The organism is Nonomuraea sp. MTCD27, assembly GCF_041950495.1.
Taxonomy (GTDB): Bacteria; Actinomycetota; Actinomycetes; order Streptosporangiales; family Streptosporangiaceae; genus Nonomuraea.
Map to the genome: position 1 here is coordinate 36,991 of NZ_JBGNUW010000004.1, position 15,735 is coordinate 52,725.

General features: G+C 68.5%; 18 protein-coding genes. 1 reads left to right on the forward strand and 17 read right to left on the reverse strand.

Annotation, left to right across the window (positions count from 1 at the left end):
• Positions 1–27: 27 nt before the first annotated feature.
• From ACBJ59_RS12200 to ACBJ59_RS12245, 10 genes are all read right to left on the reverse strand, one after another.
• The gene (locus ACBJ59_RS12200) at positions 28–1,140 is read right to left on the reverse strand and encodes a phage minor capsid protein (protein WP_375110272.1); all 1,113 of its coding nucleotides are present in this window, start codon (positions 1,138–1,140) and stop codon (positions 28–30) included.
• An 18-nt stretch (positions 1,141–1,158) separates the two neighbouring features.
• Positions 1,159–1,548 carry a DUF6221 family protein gene (locus ACBJ59_RS12205; protein ID WP_375110273.1) on the reverse strand — a complete coding sequence of 130 codons (390 nt, stop codon included), beginning with the start codon at positions 1,546–1,548 and terminating at the stop codon, positions 1,159–1,161.
• 8 nt (positions 1,549–1,556) lie between these two features.
• On the reverse strand, positions 1,557–3,134 hold the full coding sequence (locus ACBJ59_RS12210) for a hypothetical protein (protein ID WP_375110274.1): 1,578 nt from the start codon (positions 3,132–3,134) through the stop codon (positions 1,557–1,559).
• Between the two features lie 13 nt (positions 3,135–3,147).
• A complete protein-coding gene (locus tag ACBJ59_RS12215) occupies positions 3,148–3,738 on the reverse strand; it encodes a hypothetical protein (RefSeq protein WP_375110275.1) in 591 nt (196 codons plus the stop codon).
• A 174-nt stretch (positions 3,739–3,912) separates the two neighbouring features.
• The gene (locus tag ACBJ59_RS12220; RefSeq protein ID WP_375110276.1) at positions 3,913–5,208 is read right to left on the reverse strand and encodes a PBSX family phage terminase large subunit; all 1,296 of its coding nucleotides are present in this window, start codon (positions 5,206–5,208) and stop codon (positions 3,913–3,915) included.
• Positions 5,181–5,654, reverse strand: coding sequence for a hypothetical protein (locus ACBJ59_RS12225; protein ID WP_375110277.1), 474 nt, complete (start codon positions 5,652–5,654; stop codon positions 5,181–5,183). The genes ACBJ59_RS12220 and ACBJ59_RS12225 overlap by 28 nt, the downstream gene beginning before the upstream one ends.
• Before the next feature lie 100 nt (positions 5,655–5,754).
• Positions 5,755–6,039 carry a hypothetical protein gene (locus tag ACBJ59_RS12230; RefSeq protein WP_375110278.1) on the reverse strand — a complete coding sequence of 95 codons (285 nt, stop codon included), beginning with the start codon at positions 6,037–6,039 and terminating at the stop codon, positions 5,755–5,757.
• Entirely contained in the window at positions 6,036–6,725 is a 690-nt protein-coding gene (locus ACBJ59_RS12235) for a hypothetical protein (RefSeq protein WP_375110279.1), read from the reverse strand. The genes ACBJ59_RS12230 and ACBJ59_RS12235 overlap by 4 nt, the downstream gene beginning before the upstream one ends.
• A 64-nt stretch (positions 6,726–6,789) precedes the next feature.
• A complete protein-coding gene (locus ACBJ59_RS12240; RefSeq protein WP_375110280.1) occupies positions 6,790–7,143 on the reverse strand; it encodes a hypothetical protein in 354 nt (117 codons plus the stop codon).
• Positions 7,144–7,366: 223 nt separating this feature from the next.
• Positions 7,367–9,877, reverse strand: a complete 2,511-nt coding sequence (locus ACBJ59_RS12245; RefSeq protein ID WP_375110927.1) for a phage/plasmid primase, P4 family — start codon at positions 9,875–9,877, stop codon at positions 7,367–7,369.
• On the opposite strand from ACBJ59_RS12245, the gene ACBJ59_RS12250 reads away from it, so the two are divergent.
• A complete protein-coding gene (locus tag ACBJ59_RS12250; protein ID WP_375110947.1) occupies positions 9,807–9,959 on the forward strand; it encodes a hypothetical protein in 153 nt (50 codons plus the stop codon). The genes ACBJ59_RS12245 and ACBJ59_RS12250 overlap by 71 nt on opposite strands.
• A 71-nt stretch (positions 9,960–10,030) precedes the next feature.
• Here ACBJ59_RS12250 and ACBJ59_RS12255 read toward each other — a convergent pair whose 3' ends face one another.
• The 7 genes from ACBJ59_RS12255 to ACBJ59_RS12285 all read right to left on the reverse strand — a co-directional run bounded on the left by ACBJ59_RS12255 (position 10,031) and on the right by ACBJ59_RS12285 (position 15,730).
• Positions 10,031–10,711, reverse strand: a complete 681-nt coding sequence (locus tag ACBJ59_RS12255; RefSeq protein WP_375110281.1) for a hypothetical protein — start codon at positions 10,709–10,711, stop codon at positions 10,031–10,033.
• 113 nt (positions 10,712–10,824) lie between these two features.
• Positions 10,825–11,607 carry a hypothetical protein gene (locus ACBJ59_RS12260; RefSeq protein WP_375110282.1) on the reverse strand — a complete coding sequence of 261 codons (783 nt, stop codon included), beginning with the start codon at positions 11,605–11,607 and terminating at the stop codon, positions 10,825–10,827.
• Complete coding sequence (locus ACBJ59_RS12265; RefSeq protein ID WP_375110283.1) at positions 11,604–11,927, reverse strand: hypothetical protein; 324 nt, start codon at positions 11,925–11,927, stop codon at positions 11,604–11,606. Before ACBJ59_RS12265 ends, ACBJ59_RS12260 begins: the two co-directional genes overlap by 4 nt.
• A complete protein-coding gene (locus tag ACBJ59_RS12270; RefSeq protein WP_375110284.1) occupies positions 11,924–12,487 on the reverse strand; it encodes a histone-like nucleoid-structuring protein Lsr2 in 564 nt (187 codons plus the stop codon). Before ACBJ59_RS12270 ends, ACBJ59_RS12265 begins: the two co-directional genes overlap by 4 nt.
• Before the next feature lie 17 nt (positions 12,488–12,504).
• The gene (locus tag ACBJ59_RS12275) at positions 12,505–12,900 is read right to left on the reverse strand and encodes a hypothetical protein (protein ID WP_375110285.1); all 396 of its coding nucleotides are present in this window, start codon (positions 12,898–12,900) and stop codon (positions 12,505–12,507) included.
• Positions 12,897–14,972, reverse strand: a complete 2,076-nt coding sequence (locus ACBJ59_RS12280) for a UvrD-helicase domain-containing protein (RefSeq protein WP_375110286.1) — start codon at positions 14,970–14,972, stop codon at positions 12,897–12,899. The genes ACBJ59_RS12275 and ACBJ59_RS12280 overlap by 4 nt, the downstream gene beginning before the upstream one ends.
• Entirely contained in the window at positions 14,972–15,730 is a 759-nt protein-coding gene (locus ACBJ59_RS12285) for a DUF2786 domain-containing protein (protein ID WP_375110287.1), read from the reverse strand. The genes ACBJ59_RS12280 and ACBJ59_RS12285 overlap by 1 nt, the downstream gene beginning before the upstream one ends.
• Positions 15,731–15,735: the final 5 nt, after the last annotated feature.

Sequence of the window (15,735 nt, forward strand, 5' to 3'; positions counted from 1 at the left end):
GACCGCCACGGTGTGGCGGAAGACTGTTCAGCGGGCGCGGCCGACCTGCTCGCGATAGCGGAGCCGCTTGAGGCCGTGCTCGTCGATGTGGGCCCTGAGGGCGGCCTGCCAGTAGCGAACCTTCGCGTCCGCCTTCCGCTTCGCCACGAGGTCGAGGGCGCCGACCGAGCGGAGTTTCCAACGCCTGATGTGGCGTTCGATCGCCCGCTGCCGCTGCTTCGCCTCGTACCCCTCAGGGTTGGAGACGGCGTTGTCGACCTTGGTCACGCCGGGCAGGAACAGCGACGTGGAGTGCGTGCAGTTCGGGTGGAACAGGCCGGCCGCGCGCGCCGTCTCGATCGGCACCACGTTCACCGCGACGATCCGGTCGTCGACGATCTCGTCTTCGCGGAGGACGCGGCCGGCTTGTCCGGTGAGGGAGAGGACGCGGCGTTCCCACGGGCGGCACAGCTCGCATTCGCGCGGGCTGTCGGAGACGATGACGAGGTCTTCGCCGGCGTCGGTGAGGCGGTCCATGTGGCCTTGCCGCATGGCCTGGTGGGTGCCGGTGCGTACGGCCATCTCGACGTAGGAGGCGAGCTCCCAGCGTCGTCCGGCGGTGTCCTGGAAGCCGGTCACCCCGCGGTCGAGCAGCTGCTCCCATGCGTGCTGGGCGGCCTGACGCCTGGTTTGCACGCCGAGCAGCACTTCAGGCAGGGCGGCGCGGGCGACGACGTCGCGGTAGGAGTCGAGCGTCCACCGCAGGATCTGCGTATGCGTCGACCTGAGGGTGAGGGCGAGCTCGCGGGCGAGACGCACGAGGGCGCCGATGCCGGGCAGCGCCTCGAACGCGCGCGCCAGGTCGGGGAGCGGGGCTTCGGCCTGGATGTGGAGCTCGCGCAACGCCTGCTGGCCGCCGCGCTGGGCGGCGAGGGCGATCGCCTGGCGGACGCGGTCGTCGGAGTCTTGGCCCAGCTTGGCCAGGATGCGTTGCGTGCGGGTACGGAGCTCGGTGAGTTGCTGCAGCTTGGCCTGGGCCCAGTCGGGCGAGTCGAGGCCGGCCTGCAGCCGTACCGAGATGTCGCGGGCCAGGCGCTGCTCAACCCCTGTGTAGAGGTCGAGCAGCGCGGTGACGAGGTCGTCGACGGTGGGGGCGGCCATGGCCACCTCCCAGGCGGGCTACTCGGGACGCCATTCCTCGCGGTAGTCCGTGTGGTCGTCGTACGGCAGGGCGAGCAGGCTCAGGGTGGTACACGGTGAGCGATACACGCAGGCGGGGCACTCTGCGCCCTCGAAGACGGGCTCGTGCTCAGCGAGGATCAGCCGCTTGGCGTCGACCTCGCGCAGTACGCGGGCCGGGTCGTGGCGGGCCATGTGGTCAACAAGACCGGGCTTGAGCGGATGGTTATGCCCGTACACGAGCACATGGCCATTCACAGTGCGAAGCGCATTGCCGCTCTCATCCGCAGTCCACTGCCCATCCCATGGCTCGCTGCGATCATCCACAGCGCGAGCCAGGGCAGCATCCTCACTCAAGCGAGCATTCAGAAACGCAACCAGGTCATGCATGCCGTCCATCATCCCTCACGGCGCGGCGGCCCATCCTGCTTCTTCGCCTCCGGGTTCTCGGGGTCGACCGGCTCCCCGTCGTCGCCGATCATTTCGCCGGGCAGGCCGAACGGGTCCTCCATCGGGTCCGGCCGGGCGTCGGCGATGGCGTCGACTTCGGCCTGCACCTGCTCCTCATCCCAGTCCGGATGCAAGAGGCGCACCAGGGTTTCGTCGCTGGCGGCTTCGGCGCGCCGCATGAGCTCGGCCGTCTGCGCCAGCTGCATGATGTCCGGCGAGACGCTGTCGCCGAACGTGACGGTGGGCAGCTCGGGTGTGACGCTGCCGTCGAAGCCCAGCGACGCTTCGAGCTGCAGCAGGGTTTCGATGGCCTGGGCCAGCTCCGGCGCGGTGTACAGCGCCTTCCTGCCTCGGGTGACCAGCGAGCGGCGTTCCTTCGCAGAGACCTCGGTGGCGGTGACCGCGACGTCACCGGACAGGCCGAAGGACTGGGCCGAATATCCGGTCGCCCTCAAGATGCTGGCCATGATCTCGGTGGACGTGTCGCGGTGCTCGACCACACGGATGGCGAACTGCTGGGCGCTGATCTCCATCCTCTGGTCGCCGGCCAGCATGTCGAGCGACTCGTACAGCTCCCTGTCCGGGTCGAAGAACGATCCCTGGCCTTTGCCGTTGGACTGCAGGTAGCTCGACGGGACGATCAGGCGCGCTTTCGCGAGCCGGATGTCGCGCATCCACGACGTCCACGTCTCATCCAGCGAGTCCATCAGGCCAAGCACCGGCCCGTCGAAATCACTCCTGCCCAGATTCGCCCCGGCGGGGAAGTTTCTCCACAGCCTGTTCGGCCGCATGTTGGGCACGTATTGGGCGGTGCACCGGGTGAGGCCGGTCGGAATGCTGGCCTGCATGCCCTTCGTTTCGGGGTGGGCGGTCAACGGCAGCGGGTCGCCGAGGTCGCCGGGCTTGCCCCGGTACAGCCCGTTCAAGATGACGCCCGGCTCGTGCCGTTCGAGATGCCACAGGCATGTGTCGTCGTCCGGCATGTCGAGGATGCGCCAGAAGGTGACGGCCCACAGCCGCCCCCACCGCCATTCGGGTACGGCGGCGTCGGCGTGCACCGAATTCAACCACGGCCGTTCGGCCACCTCACGGTCCCACACGGTGCGCAGGTAGTAGCCGCCCAGAGCCGCGCCGACCTCCGACCCTTCCAGGAGGGTGGCTTGGAGGGAGGGCAGGAGTTCGTCGATGCGGTCCTGCGTGGCCTGGTTCTCGCACGTGATCGACGGCGGCTCCGAGAACAGCAGATCCGACGACATGGTGGCGATGTCGGACGCGATAGGGACGTGCAGTTTGGTGCGCTTCTCGCCGGCCGGGACGGGTGCGCCCCAGAACATGCGGGAGAGGGTGCCGACCACGCCGCCCCGGTACTGGCTCGGCCGGTTGGCGGGGGCGGTGCCGCGGCTGTCGCCGTAGAGGGCGGCCAGCTGGTCGGCGTCGCCCCGATACCAGGTGTCGAGGGTGTTGTAGTGCTGTTGGATGGGGGCGTGGTGGCGGGGCGGCCAGGTGCCGCCGCTCGGCAGCGGCATAAGGACGCTCCTCTCAGAGCTCGTTGCGGTGCAGTGTCGTGAGGTGGATCCCCCACGCGGTCAGGGCGTCGTTGATCGAGTCGCCGAAGCACCTCACGCCGCACCGGCAGGTCATGATCGGGGTGGCGTCGCTGAACGCGAGCGAGCCACTCACACTTCCGCTGGCCTGCTTCCGCTGTTCATTCGCCCTCATGATCTTGTCGATCCCGAACTCGTAATGTTCGCCGGGCTCGTGCTCGATGGTCAGCGCGCGCAGGCGCTCGTACTTCTCGTCGGTGGTGTGACCGTCCCAGACCGGGCCTGCGTCGACCTCCAACATGGGGACGTGCGGGAACAGGTCGAGGTCGTCGGGCGCGACGTGCCAGGACATCTGGCCATGCGGAGTGGTGATGTAGATGACGGGCCAGTCCGGCTCGTCCGGGTCGCTGTAGGCGATGGCGGCCGGGAACTTGGTGGCGAGGTAGGCCACCAGGTGCGCACGCTCGCGGTAGATGCCGATCTCCGGCTGCTTGGGCACGTAGCCCATGGCCAACGCCACATGTTCGGCGATCTGCTTGGGGTCGACGTCCTTGACCGCGTCGGGGTTGAGTCGGAGGGCTTTCATGTAGATCTCCACAGGCTCGGTTGTGGGTTACTCGTGGGTAACGGAACAGAATGCTGATTCTGTCCGGTCTGCGTCTGGCGTTCTCGCAGGTCACAGCGTTGTGTCGCGAACGCGTCTCACAACGGCGAGAAATCGTGCCCGATTGGTCCGTTTATGCAGCGTCATGCAGCCCGTTTATGCAGCCTTCGACGGCGCCGCGAGCTGGCCGTGCCAGATGTTGCGCGTGGTCCGGATCCCGTACCTGAGCGCGTCACACCCGTGGTCGGCGATCTTGAGCGGCTTGTCCTCGCCCTTCTCGCTGGCGTCGGGGTCCCAGGCGTAGCCGGGAATCTCCTTGATCAGCTCCCTGCACCCGGCGTGTACGAGGAGCCGGCCGGTGGCGAACAGGGAGCCGACGTCGCGGATGCCGTCAACGACTTCGTTGTCGGCCAGGGTCGAGCTGATGCCGTCACGGTGCAGCTGCACCCGGTACGACTTCGCGCTGGGGTCGACGATCCAGTACTGCGGTGTGACGCCGAGGCCGGCGGCCCAGGCGCGCACCCGCTCGGAGTATTCGACATCCGTCAACGCGGCGCGCTGCTTCTTGCTGTCCCACCGCCACTCATGCCCGACGTACAGGCGGCCATCATGGCCCAGGCCGATCAGCAGAGCATGGAACGGGTTCGTCGTCCCGTAGTCGGCGGCCAGGCACAGCCACCGGTCGATGGCGGGCAGCACGCTGACGACGTGCCGGGCCGGATCCCACGACTCGTACACGACGCCTTCGGCGAGGCACCATTCGCCGAGGATGAGCCGCCGATACCAGAGGCCGGTGAACTCGGCGGAGACGTCGGCGATGTACTCGGGCGTCAGGTTGGGGTTGTCGGCCAGCTTGAACGAGAACCGGTGCAGGTTGAGTGCGTCGCCGGCGTCGCTCCGGTGGAGTTGGCCGTCGATGTCGAGATGCAGCCTCGCGCGGTCGAGGTACCCGGTTTTGAGCCAGTGCTGTGGCCCGTCCGGGTTGGTGGTGGCCAGCAGCTGGGCGCCGGGAATGGACAGCCGGGTCAACAGCATGACCCAGAAGCTCTCCGGGATGGTGCTGGCCTCATCGACGTACGCGCCGACCAGGGACAGGCCGCGGATCTTGTCCTCGCTGCCCTCGTTGTAGGCGCCCGCCACGTAGACGAGGCGGCCGAGCAGATGCAGCTCTCCGGCGCCAGCCACGAACTTGCACCGCTTCTCCCCCAACATCTCGACCAGGGGGTCGATGATGTTCCGCTTGAGCGTTCGTTCCGTCTTGCCGACCATGAGGAGGGGGCCGGCCGGGGCGGTGCGCACGAACTTGAGCCACTTCATCAGGCTCGAAATGGTCTTGGAGGATCGTACGGAGCCGTCCCACACGTTGAGGCGCGCGGTCGCCAACTGCACGCTGTCGCGCTGCTTGCCGACCAAGGGGGTGACGTTCACAGGCCCGTCATCTCCGTCAGCCACGCGTCCACCGCGGCGTGCGACTCGCCGCTGTTGTCGTGCTTCTCGATCACGATGTGCTTATCGATCGCGACCGCGGCCGCCGTCATCAGGTTGCGCAGATCGGACACGGGCGGCCGAGGCAGCGTCTTCTCGTTGTACGTGTTGTCCTTGCCGCCGAAATTCCAGGCGAGGTGCTCCCGGTCCATCTGGTCGAGAAACTCGTTGGCCTTCACCAGCAGCCGGCGCGACGTGGCGGCGCGCAGGGCGGCGTTGTCCGCTCGTGCCGCTTCTGTCGCGTTCTTCGTCTTGGACCGGTCGAAGGTGCGTGCGTTCGCGGCGGCGATCCGGCTTACCGTGCTGGCGCTGACGCCGTGTTCGCGGGCCGCCTCGTTGCGGCTTTTGCCTGCGTCGATGCTGGCGAGGATGGCAGCGATCGTGTGTTCGTCGAGAGCCTTACCTTGGGGCACACACGCTCACCCCCGAACAACAAGAAAGCCCCGCACGCTGGCGGGGCTGATTCTGGGCATGCAGTTGCAGGACTCATTATCCACAGGCTGTTGACGTGCGTCAACGCGGCCGATCATCGAGCTTCGCCTGCCACTTCTCGTTGAGCTTCGGTGCGGATGCGAGACGCGATGTTGGCGGTTTGTCCTGGCGCCACGCCCTGAACGCTTTCAAGGCGATGCTGGGCCAAAGTGCCAGCGCGAGCAGGGTCTGCAGCGTGGATGCGTGGCGGCGGCCGTATGTCTGGATGCGCCACCATGCCCATGATCGCGCTCGGTGCAGTGGACGGACGCGCCCGAGCGCATACCCCGTGACCAGTGCGGCAATGAGCGTGATGGCAATGGTCATGATGCGATCGCCTCCCGGGCGCGCGCCGCCCGCTCGTGTTCGGGCATGACGTGCTTGGCGAGCTTGGGCCACATGGTGATGGGCCAGCAGGGTTGCCCCCACAGCCAGGTGCCGACCTGGTCGGCGGGCGGGTTGCAGTTCACCCCGTAGCACATGATGGCGACCTGGTCGTTGGGCAGCACCTCCACCCGCCACGTGTACGCCCCGCCCACCGGCATGTCACCGGTCCGTCCCGAGCACCACGGGCACACGGCCTTCACAACCTGCCCGGTGTAGAACATGGCGAGGGCGCGACCGACCTGCTCGTACATGCGGTAGACGCGCTCGCCGGCGTGCTCGAACCACGGGCCGGGCTCGCCCAGGTCGTCGTGCTCGTCGACCAGGCAGGCCCGGATGGTGCGCAGGTACGGCCTGGCGTCGAGGTCGCCCAGGCCAGGCGGGCACGGGGCAGGGCAGAGGGACGGCTCGCTGAGCTCGTACGCGAGGTCGTCGGCCTGCACGAGCACATCCAACGCGGTCTGGAGAATGTTGATGTCGAGCGGGGCCGGCGACACGCTTAGGCCCAGCTCGGTACGGAAGTAGACGTCCATGGCGGCCTGGGCGTCCCGCAGCTCCCGCCCTGCGGCGTCGAGCTCGCGCGTCTGCCGGGGCGGCCGGGTCGCCATCGGCAGACGCGCCTCGACCAAATCGGGCCAGTATTCGATAAGCCAATCCAGTGTTTCCAGCGTGCCATTGCTCACAGGGCCCTCCTCAGAATGGCGGCGTATCGGGCGTGGACACGTTGAACGGAATTACGAGTTCGACCGGCTGTGCCGGGGGTGGCGGAAAGTGCGGGCCGGGCGGGCACCGGTGCTCTTGGACGACTTTCCATTTGCGTTCGCCTCGGATACGGAACACGGTTCGATGCCACACGAACGGCTTTCTCGGCAGTCCGAGGGGTTGCACGTCGTACGTCATCCGCCCGGCGAGGATGGCGTCGAGCTCCTGGCGCAGGTCGAGCGGGGCGGGGTCGACCCGAACCCAGCAGCCTTCGGAGTAGCCGCTCAAGATCAACGCTCCGCAGCGGCGGCAGTTGGTCATCGACACCGGCGTAGACAAGATCATTTCGCCGCCTGTGACAGATGACAGATTTTCGCTCGTTCCCCGCCATTGCGCGGGCGCGTCACATGCGCGCGTATACGTACGCACGTAAGGGCGGGAATGCGGGAAAATCTGTCATCCGTCACGATCTTGATCGGAGATAGTGCATCCTCGCAGGCCAGGGTGTGCGGGCGGGCCGATGACGGATCCGTCATGAATCTGTCATCGCGAATCGTGTGAAGTGTGTTCACCATCCTTGCCCGCCGATCTTGCCGTCGTCGTCGGGTCGGGAGAAGCGCGGCTGTGACGGATCCGCGTTGGCGGTGACAGATCCGTCATGATCTTGTTCGGGGGTGAGGAGGGTGATGCGCGTGTAGAAGCGGGCCGTCGAAGAGCGGGAGTCGCCAACCCCGTGCCGCCGGGTGAGCTCCATGGTCAACTTCTTCGGGGAGACGGGCGTCTCCCCCTCCTCGAAGCACCACCTCTCGTACGCCTCCCGGAACTTGGACACGTTGATCTGCACCTGATCCGAGGCGGCCTTATGGCAGCACGCGTCCACGAACCGGGCAACGGTGTCCTGGTCGGCGGCGTAATGGTCGGTGGCCACGGTGACGCTGTCAGGCTCCTGCAGCCCGCCCTGCGCGTAGGCGGCGGCCCCGGCGACTATCCAGGCGAGCAGGGCCGGGCCGTGCTCGTTGGCCAGGATCCCTTGCAGGTCGTCCACCATCTTTTCGACCGGCACCTCATGCTCGAACGGGATCAGGCGCAGCCGCCGCCAGAACGCCCGCCCGCCGGCGCGCACGCTCGGCTGGTGGTTGCCCATCAACCAAAGTTTGTGGGACGGCGTGAAAGTGAAATGGTCCTGCCGCATAAAACGGGCCGTTAGCGTGTCGCCGCCCGTCAGCTGTTTCACTTTCACTTCATCAAAACGGTCATCGTCGGCCACTTCGGAGCAGACAACCATTCTCATACCAGCGAGGCGCGCAATCTCGGTTTCGTGTTGAATACTCGCTTTGGCCATGAGGAAGCCGGACGGCGCGGTGGTGGCGTAATCGCCAAGCACCGCGACCAGGCTTTCCAGGAAGACGCCTTTCCCGTTGCCGCCGGAGCCGACACAGAACGGCAGCACATGCTTGGCGACGCTGCCGGTGGCTGAGTATCCGATCAGGCGTTGCAGGTAGCTCACCAGCTGGGTGTCGGCGCCGAACGTGTCGGCCAGGAACTCGTCCCAGCGCGCCATGTCCGCGTCCGGGTCGGGCGAGCATGCGGTGACTTTGGTGTGCAGCATGCCGGCGTCGGAGGGCCCCAGCGTGCCGGTGCGCAGGTCGACGATTCCGGCCGGTGTGTTCAACTGCCACGGCTGGTTGTCGAGGTCGTCGACGGCGACCACGATCCGCGTGTCCGTCTGCGCTTGGGCGAGCATCGCCGTCGTCCCCGGGCTCGAGAGTGCTTTCCGTTTGTGGGCGACTGCCGGCTTGTCCGCCTCTGCCAGGCCGCGGGCGACCCGCTTCCCGTACTCGCGCACGAGGCCGCCACCCATCGGCTGCCACTCCCAGCGCACCCCCGTCCACGCCAGCCACCTGCCGCGTTCGGGGCAGAACCTGATCACATCGCCGAACCGGTCCACGAGGGCGAGCGCGTTACCGTCATCCGACTGCGCGTACGTCCGCTCCTCCACCACGGCGAGCGGTGGCGGCCCGTCAGGGTGCAGCTGCACGACCGGGGCGAGATTCCCGTGCAGCGGCGGCGGCGCGGGCGCGGGTGCGGCGACGGTCCGTTCGGCGCGCACCCCGTACCCGGCGGCAGACAGTGCGGTGGCGGCGGCGGAGTGGTCGCCGCGGTAGTCGGTGTGGGCGAGCGCCCCGAACTTGTCGTACGGCCTCTCAGCCTCGAACTCGGTGGAGGTGGAGAACACGTACAGGTTGTCGGCGTCGTTGCGGCCGGTGGTGGCCGAGAAGCCGGTCGACTTGCCGGGCCGCCGCCAGTAGACGGTGCTGCCGCTCGCCCACACGCGTGTCCAGCCGCGCGGCACCAGAATCTCGTCCCACGTGGTGCGCGCGTTGTAGTCGTCCCCCGGCGACACGCCGTCCTCGTTGTCGTAGGCGGGTGCGGGCTGGCTGAACAGGGTCGACGCGGGACGTGTGGGGCTCTCCCCCCGGGGCCCCGCGTCCAGCATCCGGTCGAAGACGGCGGCCAGGTGGTGGAGGAGATCCCGCTCCCCCGGCGTGATGGTGGGGATCGTGCCGGGTCCGCCGGCAACCATTTCCCACGCGCCACCATCCGGGTGGGTGCGGCCGCCGGACGGCGCGACGACAACGAACCCGCCCTCCCCGCGGGTTTCGATGAGAACCTTCACCTTGTCGTCGGGACTCTCGGCCAGCTCCTCGACGGTGGCGGGGCGGCGGGCAAGCTTCGTATTCCCGGCCACCTCGCCGTCGACCCGGTACAGGAGATGGATGCCGCCGGACGGGGTCTTCTCCATATATCCGGTGGTGACGCGCTGCCACAGGTCGGCGAGCCCGGACGCGGCGGCCAGCTCGGCCACATCGCGTGCGACACCCTCGACGATGGCGCGGCCCTCGAATTCGAGCATCTCCAGCTGGCCGGACACCTGCCCGCAGACGACGCCGAGCCCGTCATATCGGCCGCCGCTGAACCAGTCCTCAACCTGCTGCCAGGGCGGCCGGGTGGCCTGGAAGACCTTCCAGGAGGGGCTGTCCGGCCAGGGCTGCTTGGTGCCGGTGGCGGCGGCCGGGATGACGCACAATCCGGCGTCGTGGAGCTGGAGGGCCGCCTGGAGGAGCTGGTTGTTCAAGTGGGCCCCGCTCTCGTTCATGTGACCAACTGGTTAAAGGGGTGCGGCCCCGACAGGTCCGCGAGAGCCTGTCGGGGCCGGTCTAGGGCCGTCCGGTTAGTGGACGGCGGGCGCGGGCGGCGGCACCTGCATGCCGAGCGCGGCAGCGGCGGCGGCCGCCTCGGGCGAGTTCGCCATCGGGGCCGTCGGGATGGGGGCGGGCGCGGCCTGAGGGGTGGCCCACTGGGGGGGCGCCTGGGGGACGCCGGGCGCCTGCGGGATGGGGGCGGCTACCGGCGCAGGCACACCCGCACCGACCCCGGCGGGAACCGGAAAGGCGGCGGGCGCGGCCTGCGGGAGGGGGGCCACCGGAGCCTGCGGCACCTGCGGGACGGGCGCGGCGGGCTGCTGCAGCGCGGGCGCGGTCTGGAACGGGTTGCCGCCGACCGAGGTCAGCCACTGGGTGGCCCAGTCGGCGTCGTTCTGGTCGAACGGGTTGAGGATGTACGGCGGGTCCTGGCCCGGCTTGGCGACGCCCTGCCCGAGGCGGGCGAGCACCGGGTCCTTGCCGACCTCGTTGCGCAGCGAGCCGATGAGCGGCTTCTGGAAGAACAGGACGCCCGGCTCCACGCGGGGCCCGTTCTGGTCGGTGAGGACGACCACGTCGGCGCTGATCGCGTCGGACGGGCCGTACTGGGTGACGATGCCGGTGCGGAGTTCGCGGACGTAGATGAGGAGGAGGTGGCCGACGTGGTCCTTGGCCTTGAAGTTGGATCCGGCGGTGGGCTGCTGAAACATGGTGATCCTTTCGAGGAATCCGAGGTGATCCGGTTCGTTGTGATCCGTGTTGAAGACGATACAAGACGACGCATGATGGCGCAAGACGACGCATCGACGGGTTTTTGAGAGGGTCAGAAGGCGCCAGGGCAGCCCTTCGACGCGTCCTTGCTGCCGGGCGCGAACCACGGACAAAACGTGCAGAACGCGTCGGAGGTCGGGAACGCGCCGAACGCGTTCGGGTTGACGCCCGGGTCGAAGTCGGGCACGTGCAGCAGGGTGAGCACGTTGTCGAGGCGCTCCAGCGCGGCCAAGGCCACATTCCGGTCGTACGGCTCGCACCACACGTGCAAGCCGTCGATCCTGCCGCCGCGCGGCAGAAACACCACAGACACGTCGTTGACGTGCTCGCCGGCGTTCTCCTGGCCCAACCCGTACAGGTGGGCTTGGATGCGGTACTGCTCGCCCGGCCCGTCCTTCCGATACTTCTTCAACCGGTCCTCACCGACGCACTTCCAGTCGATGTTGCAGCCGGTGGATCGGTCGAACAGGTCGGCGTTGCCGTAGATGTTGCCGCGGATGTGGAGGCGGCGCTCGATCACGTAGCGTTCCACGCCGAGCCGCTCGTTCTCGGCCTTGTAGGTGTCTTCCATCCAGGCGTGGACGGCGGTGCCGATGATGGACGCCCACGGATCCCCGTCCTTGTTCACCTCCGGCCAGTCGCACAGCTTGTAGGCGAGGCGGCGCACGCAGGGGGTGCCGATCTCGGACGGGCCGATCGTCCGCTGCAGGGAGCGGGGCGCGTTCTGGCCGGCCTGCTTGACCGTCTGCACCACGTTGGTGGCGATCGACGCCGCCAGCCCGGACAGCGTCGGAGTGGCCCAACCCGCATCCGGCTGGCTGAAGGCGATGGTCATGATCCATCCTTCGCTGCACGGCGGCGAGGGCAGAACGCGTATTCGCGATCGCCGGGAGGGGGGCATGTGCCGACCTTCGACCTGACCGAGTCGGTACACACGCACTTGGCGGCGTATTCGTCGGCATCCGCAAGGGCATGCAGGGTGTTGCGAGCAACGACGGCGGCCTGCCCGATGAAGGGGGCGCCGGCGTCGTGCATGGTGCGGCCAATGTTCTGGAGCAGGTCGGCCAAGCCGCTGTCGTCTTGGCGCGCGCGGAGTGCGAAGGCCGCTTCCTCGCAGGCCTCGTGCGGCGTCATCCGCTGAATCTCCTCGTTCACTGGTCTCCTTCGTGGGCTTGGTCGTAGGCGGCTTCAACATGCTTGGGGATGCGGCCGCTCTTCGGGCAGTCGAGGCCCTGCGAGGCGGCCCACGCCCTGATCCCGGTCCGCCTCTTCTTCGCCTCGGCCGGCCGCACCCCGGACACGTCGGGCGCCTTCCGGCCGCCGGTCAGCTGCCGGTGCCGGGCCTGCAACGCCTGCAACTCCCGCTGCAGCCGCGCCACCTGCTCGGCCACCAGGGCCGCCTCCCGCGCGTTGACGAGGCGGTCGCTGATGTCTTTCAGGGCGGCGCGGACGGTGGCGGCCAGCTTGCGCAGCGCCGGGTCGGCGGACGCCTCCGCGCGCGCTACGAGCTCGAACGGGAGATGCGTGTCGGCGAGCTCCGCTATGTCGACCGACAGGGTGACGGGGCCGCCGTCGGGGTCGTACACGCGGTCGGTGGCCGTGTTGAGCAGCCAGCCCTTCTGCGCCCTGGCGAGGGTGACGACCCGGTCGCGCGGCCACGACGTGCCGTCGGCCACCTCCCGGGTCGTCTTCCCCGCCGCCAACAACTTGAGCACCCGGGCGGCGTCCGGTGTCATTCGTCGCCCGCCAGCGCGGCCCGGGCCGTCACCAGGTTGAGGGCCAGCATCTCCAGGACCTCGCCGTAGACGGCCTGGAGGCTCTCGTAGTCGGACGCGTTCACGTCCCTGTACGTCTTCACCAGGTCGTCCTCGACGTCGCCCCACGCGGGCAGGGTGAGCGCCCGAACGAGGACGCCGTCGAACCGCTCCCGCTCGGCGGCGAGGTGGTCGCCGACGATCTGCATGGCGCGTCCGGCGCGCATCCAGCAGTACGGGCACGGCTCCCGGCGCTCGACGCTCTCGTGCATGTGCATGGACTCGTTGGCGTGCTGGTATTCGGCGATGGCCCTGACGAGCTGCTCGTGGCCGGGGCCTGCCATCTTCTCGGCGATCTTGCGGTAGTCGGTCACTTCCATCTCCCGAGAAAGTTGAAGGGCCGGGATGCCTTCTTGGGCGTGTAGTACTTGGCGTAGATGTCGGGGTGGTCCTTCTTGAGGCTCTTGCCGTCGAGCTGGCCGCCCGGCGCGGACTCCTTGTACGAGCAGGCGGGCTGCCCGGCGACGGTGGGCTCGTCGACGCCGTGCTCGACACACCAGTCTTTGATCTTCTGCTGGGCGGCGTCCTTCACCCGCTTCCAGTCGGCTTCGTTCTGGGCGGCCTGCTTGGCGTAGTCGAGCCAGCCGACCAGCTCGGCCGGCAGGTCCGTTTCCGCCCGGGGCGGGTCCGGGGTGAGCGTGTCGTCGAGGCTCGGAACCGGCCCGACGGTTGGCGTGTTCATGGCCGTCGATTCTGGCCCGGCGGGCCTGGCCGGCATGTCACCGAACGCCGTTCTGGGGATGGGCGAACCGGCATCAACCGGGCTGTGGATAACTTCGCCCTGCTGGTCAGCGCCCGTTTCAAGATCGAGCGTCGGCATGAGTGCGACATCGGCGAGCGGTGTCAACGCAGGGCTCATGCTTTGCGAAACGCTGGCATCTTTCGAGGGCAGCGCCCGGCAGTCGAGCACGTCCTTGGCGCGGGTGACGGCGACGTACGTGAGCATCGCCTCGCCGCGGTCCAGCTTGCCGTCCGGGCCGTACGGCTCCCCCCAGTCCGCGGCCAGCCTGACCGTGTCCCACTCCCGGCCTTTCGCCCGATGTGCGGTGGAGATGACGACGTCGGCGTTCGACTCGTCCACCAGCTGGTCGACCACACGCAGGATGGCTTCGGGCCCGTGCCCGTCCACCAGCTTGACGAGAGTTTTGAGGTCGGCGCCGCCGGCGTCGTGTTCGGCGTACTCGCGCACCTCATCCCAGCTCCTGAAGGCCATCAGCTCGGGGTGCTCGGTGCCTTTCCCGTTGCGCAGGTCCTGGCAGGCTCTGGCGAGGTTGCGGATGTCGTTGCCGCCGCCCACCAGCGCGGGCCGGAGCCCGGCGCCGATGGCGGCCATGGCCTGCCCGATCGCGCCCGCGTTGGTCCGGCACAGCACGGCGCCCGGGTGCGGAACCATGTCCAGGCGGGAATCCTTGGCCGGATTCCCAGTGAGGCGCAGCGGGGCGTCGAGCAACTGCAGCCACTGGTTGGCTTCGTCGGCGATGCGCTGCCCGAACCGGAACGACTGGGTGAGGGAGAGGCGGGTGCCGGTGAAGTCCTGCATGGCGTCGACGGCGCCGCGCCAGCCGTAGATGGCCTGCGACTGGTCACCGACAAGAATTTTTTGCGCACCCTGCGCTTCGACGATGCGGGAGATGACCGGGTTGGCGTCCTGCGCCTCGTCCAGGAAGACGACGTCCGCGGGGAGCGTCGGGTTCGTGAGGGCCCACATCTTCAGGTAGTGGTCGTGCTCGAACTTGAGCCGGCCGCCCGGCTGCTGCAGGTCCCCCCACGCCCACAAGATGAACGGGTATGCCTGCTCGCGCAGCTGGACCATCCCGTCACCTTCCAGGCCGGGCACGTCCGGGATGTGCCAGGCGGACGGCTCGTCGCGGTCGGAGTAGCAGAACCTGCGCACGGCGTCCATGACGATCCTGGCCACCTTCACCGACGTGAGCGCATGCGCCCCCAGGTCGAGCACGGCCGGGATCTGCAGGAAGCGGGCCACCTCGCGGGCCGGGAGTCTCGGCCCGTTCAACCGGTCCTTGAACTGGTGGCCCACCTGCCGGAAGGCGAGGCTGTGGGCGGTGGAGCACTGGACGTTGGCGGGGAACGTCGCGGCGGCGTCGGTGGCGATCGCCTTGTTGTAGGCGAGATACAGGGCGCGCCGCCGCGGCTGGGCGGCGGCCACCATCTTCAACGTGGACGTCTTCCCGGTTCCGGCGCCGGCCTCGATGACGAGGGGCTGCCCGGTGGCGGCGGCGTCCAAGATGGCGGCCTGCTCGCCGGTGGGCGAGTGCTCGAACCGGACCGGCGCGGCGGCCGGGGCGGCGTGCATGGGCGGCTGCGGCACCGTGAACCCCGGCGTGGCCGCCGGGGTCTCGATGTACGGGGTGGGCTGCGTGAACATCAGCGGGCGCTCCTGAGCGAACGCTGAGCACCGCCACCGACGCGCTTGCCACCGATGTCGGCCTGCCGCCCGGCGGCCCGACCGGCGCCGTACCCGCTCCCTCGGGAGCTGAGTCCATTGCCCCTCTTGAGGCTCGGGAACACCTCGGCAACGGCCTTGTCGACAGCTTCCTTGCGGCTGGCCAGTACCAGTTCGGTGCTGGGGCCCGTCGCGCTGCTGGCGGGCGGTCGGTCGGCCTCGTACTCGCGGACGGCCGCCCGCTCGGCGGCACGGATGCGAGACACGACCTCGTTCTTGAAGCCGAGCATCCACGACCGGCGGTAGGCGCGCGGGCTGTCGTAGTACGGGATCTCCACCCGCGTCAGGGCGGACGCCATCTGCAGCAGCAGCGACGTGTACAGCAGTTCGGCACGCTCCAGGTCGGACTCGAAGCCGAAGATCTGCACGACCTTGCAGCCGCGCACACCGGTGATCATGATGCTCTTGCAGCCGACCGCCTCGGCCACGTTGTAGATGAGGTTGGCCTTGACGTCGGCCCACGGGTTTTCGACGGTGATCCGCCGGTTGGTCGGCTTCTCGCTGCTGCGGTCGGTGGCCGCCAACATGGCCTGCTCGATGCCGTACTTGGCCATCAACTGGTTGGCAGCGGCCATGAACGTGTCGCGCTCATGCTCGTTGTCGGTGCCCTCCGCCTTGGCGAGGAGCTTGCGCACCCGGTCCAGGGTGCGCTCGTCGGCATTACTCACGATCTTCTCCATTGGAC

Excerpts from the sequence above, each read along its gene's own strand:
- ACBJ59_RS12200 (WP_375110272.1), bottom strand. The coding sequence starts at position 1,140 with ATGGCCGCCCCCACCGTCGACGACCTCGTCACCGCGCTGCTCGACCTC.
- ACBJ59_RS12205 (WP_375110273.1), bottom strand. The coding sequence starts at position 1,548 with ATGCATGACCTGGTTGCGTTTCTGAATGCTCGCTTGAGTGAGGATGCT.
- ACBJ59_RS12210 (WP_375110274.1), bottom strand. The coding sequence starts at position 3,134 with ATGCCGCTGCCGAGCGGCGGCACCTGGCCGCCCCGCCACCACGCCCCC.
- ACBJ59_RS12215 (WP_375110275.1), bottom strand. The coding sequence starts at position 3,738 with ATGAAAGCCCTCCGACTCAACCCCGACGCGGTCAAGGACGTCGACCCC.
- ACBJ59_RS12230 (WP_375110278.1), bottom strand. The coding sequence starts at position 6,039 with ATGACCATTGCCATCACGCTCATTGCCGCACTGGTCACGGGGTATGCG.
- ACBJ59_RS12240 (WP_375110280.1), bottom strand. The coding sequence starts at position 7,143 with ATGATCTTGTCTACGCCGGTGTCGATGACCAACTGCCGCCGCTGCGGA.
- ACBJ59_RS12255 (WP_375110281.1), bottom strand. The coding sequence starts at position 10,711 with ATGTTTCAGCAGCCCACCGCCGGATCCAACTTCAAGGCCAAGGACCAC.
- ACBJ59_RS12260 (WP_375110282.1), bottom strand. The coding sequence starts at position 11,607 with ATGACCATCGCCTTCAGCCAGCCGGATGCGGGTTGGGCCACTCCGACG.
- ACBJ59_RS12280 (WP_375110286.1), bottom strand. The coding sequence starts at position 14,972 with ATGTTCACGCAGCCCACCCCGTACATCGAGACCCCGGCGGCCACGCCG.
- ACBJ59_RS12285 (WP_375110287.1), bottom strand. The coding sequence starts at position 15,730 with ATGGAGAAGATCGTGAGTAATGCCGACGAGCGCACCCTGGACCGGGTG.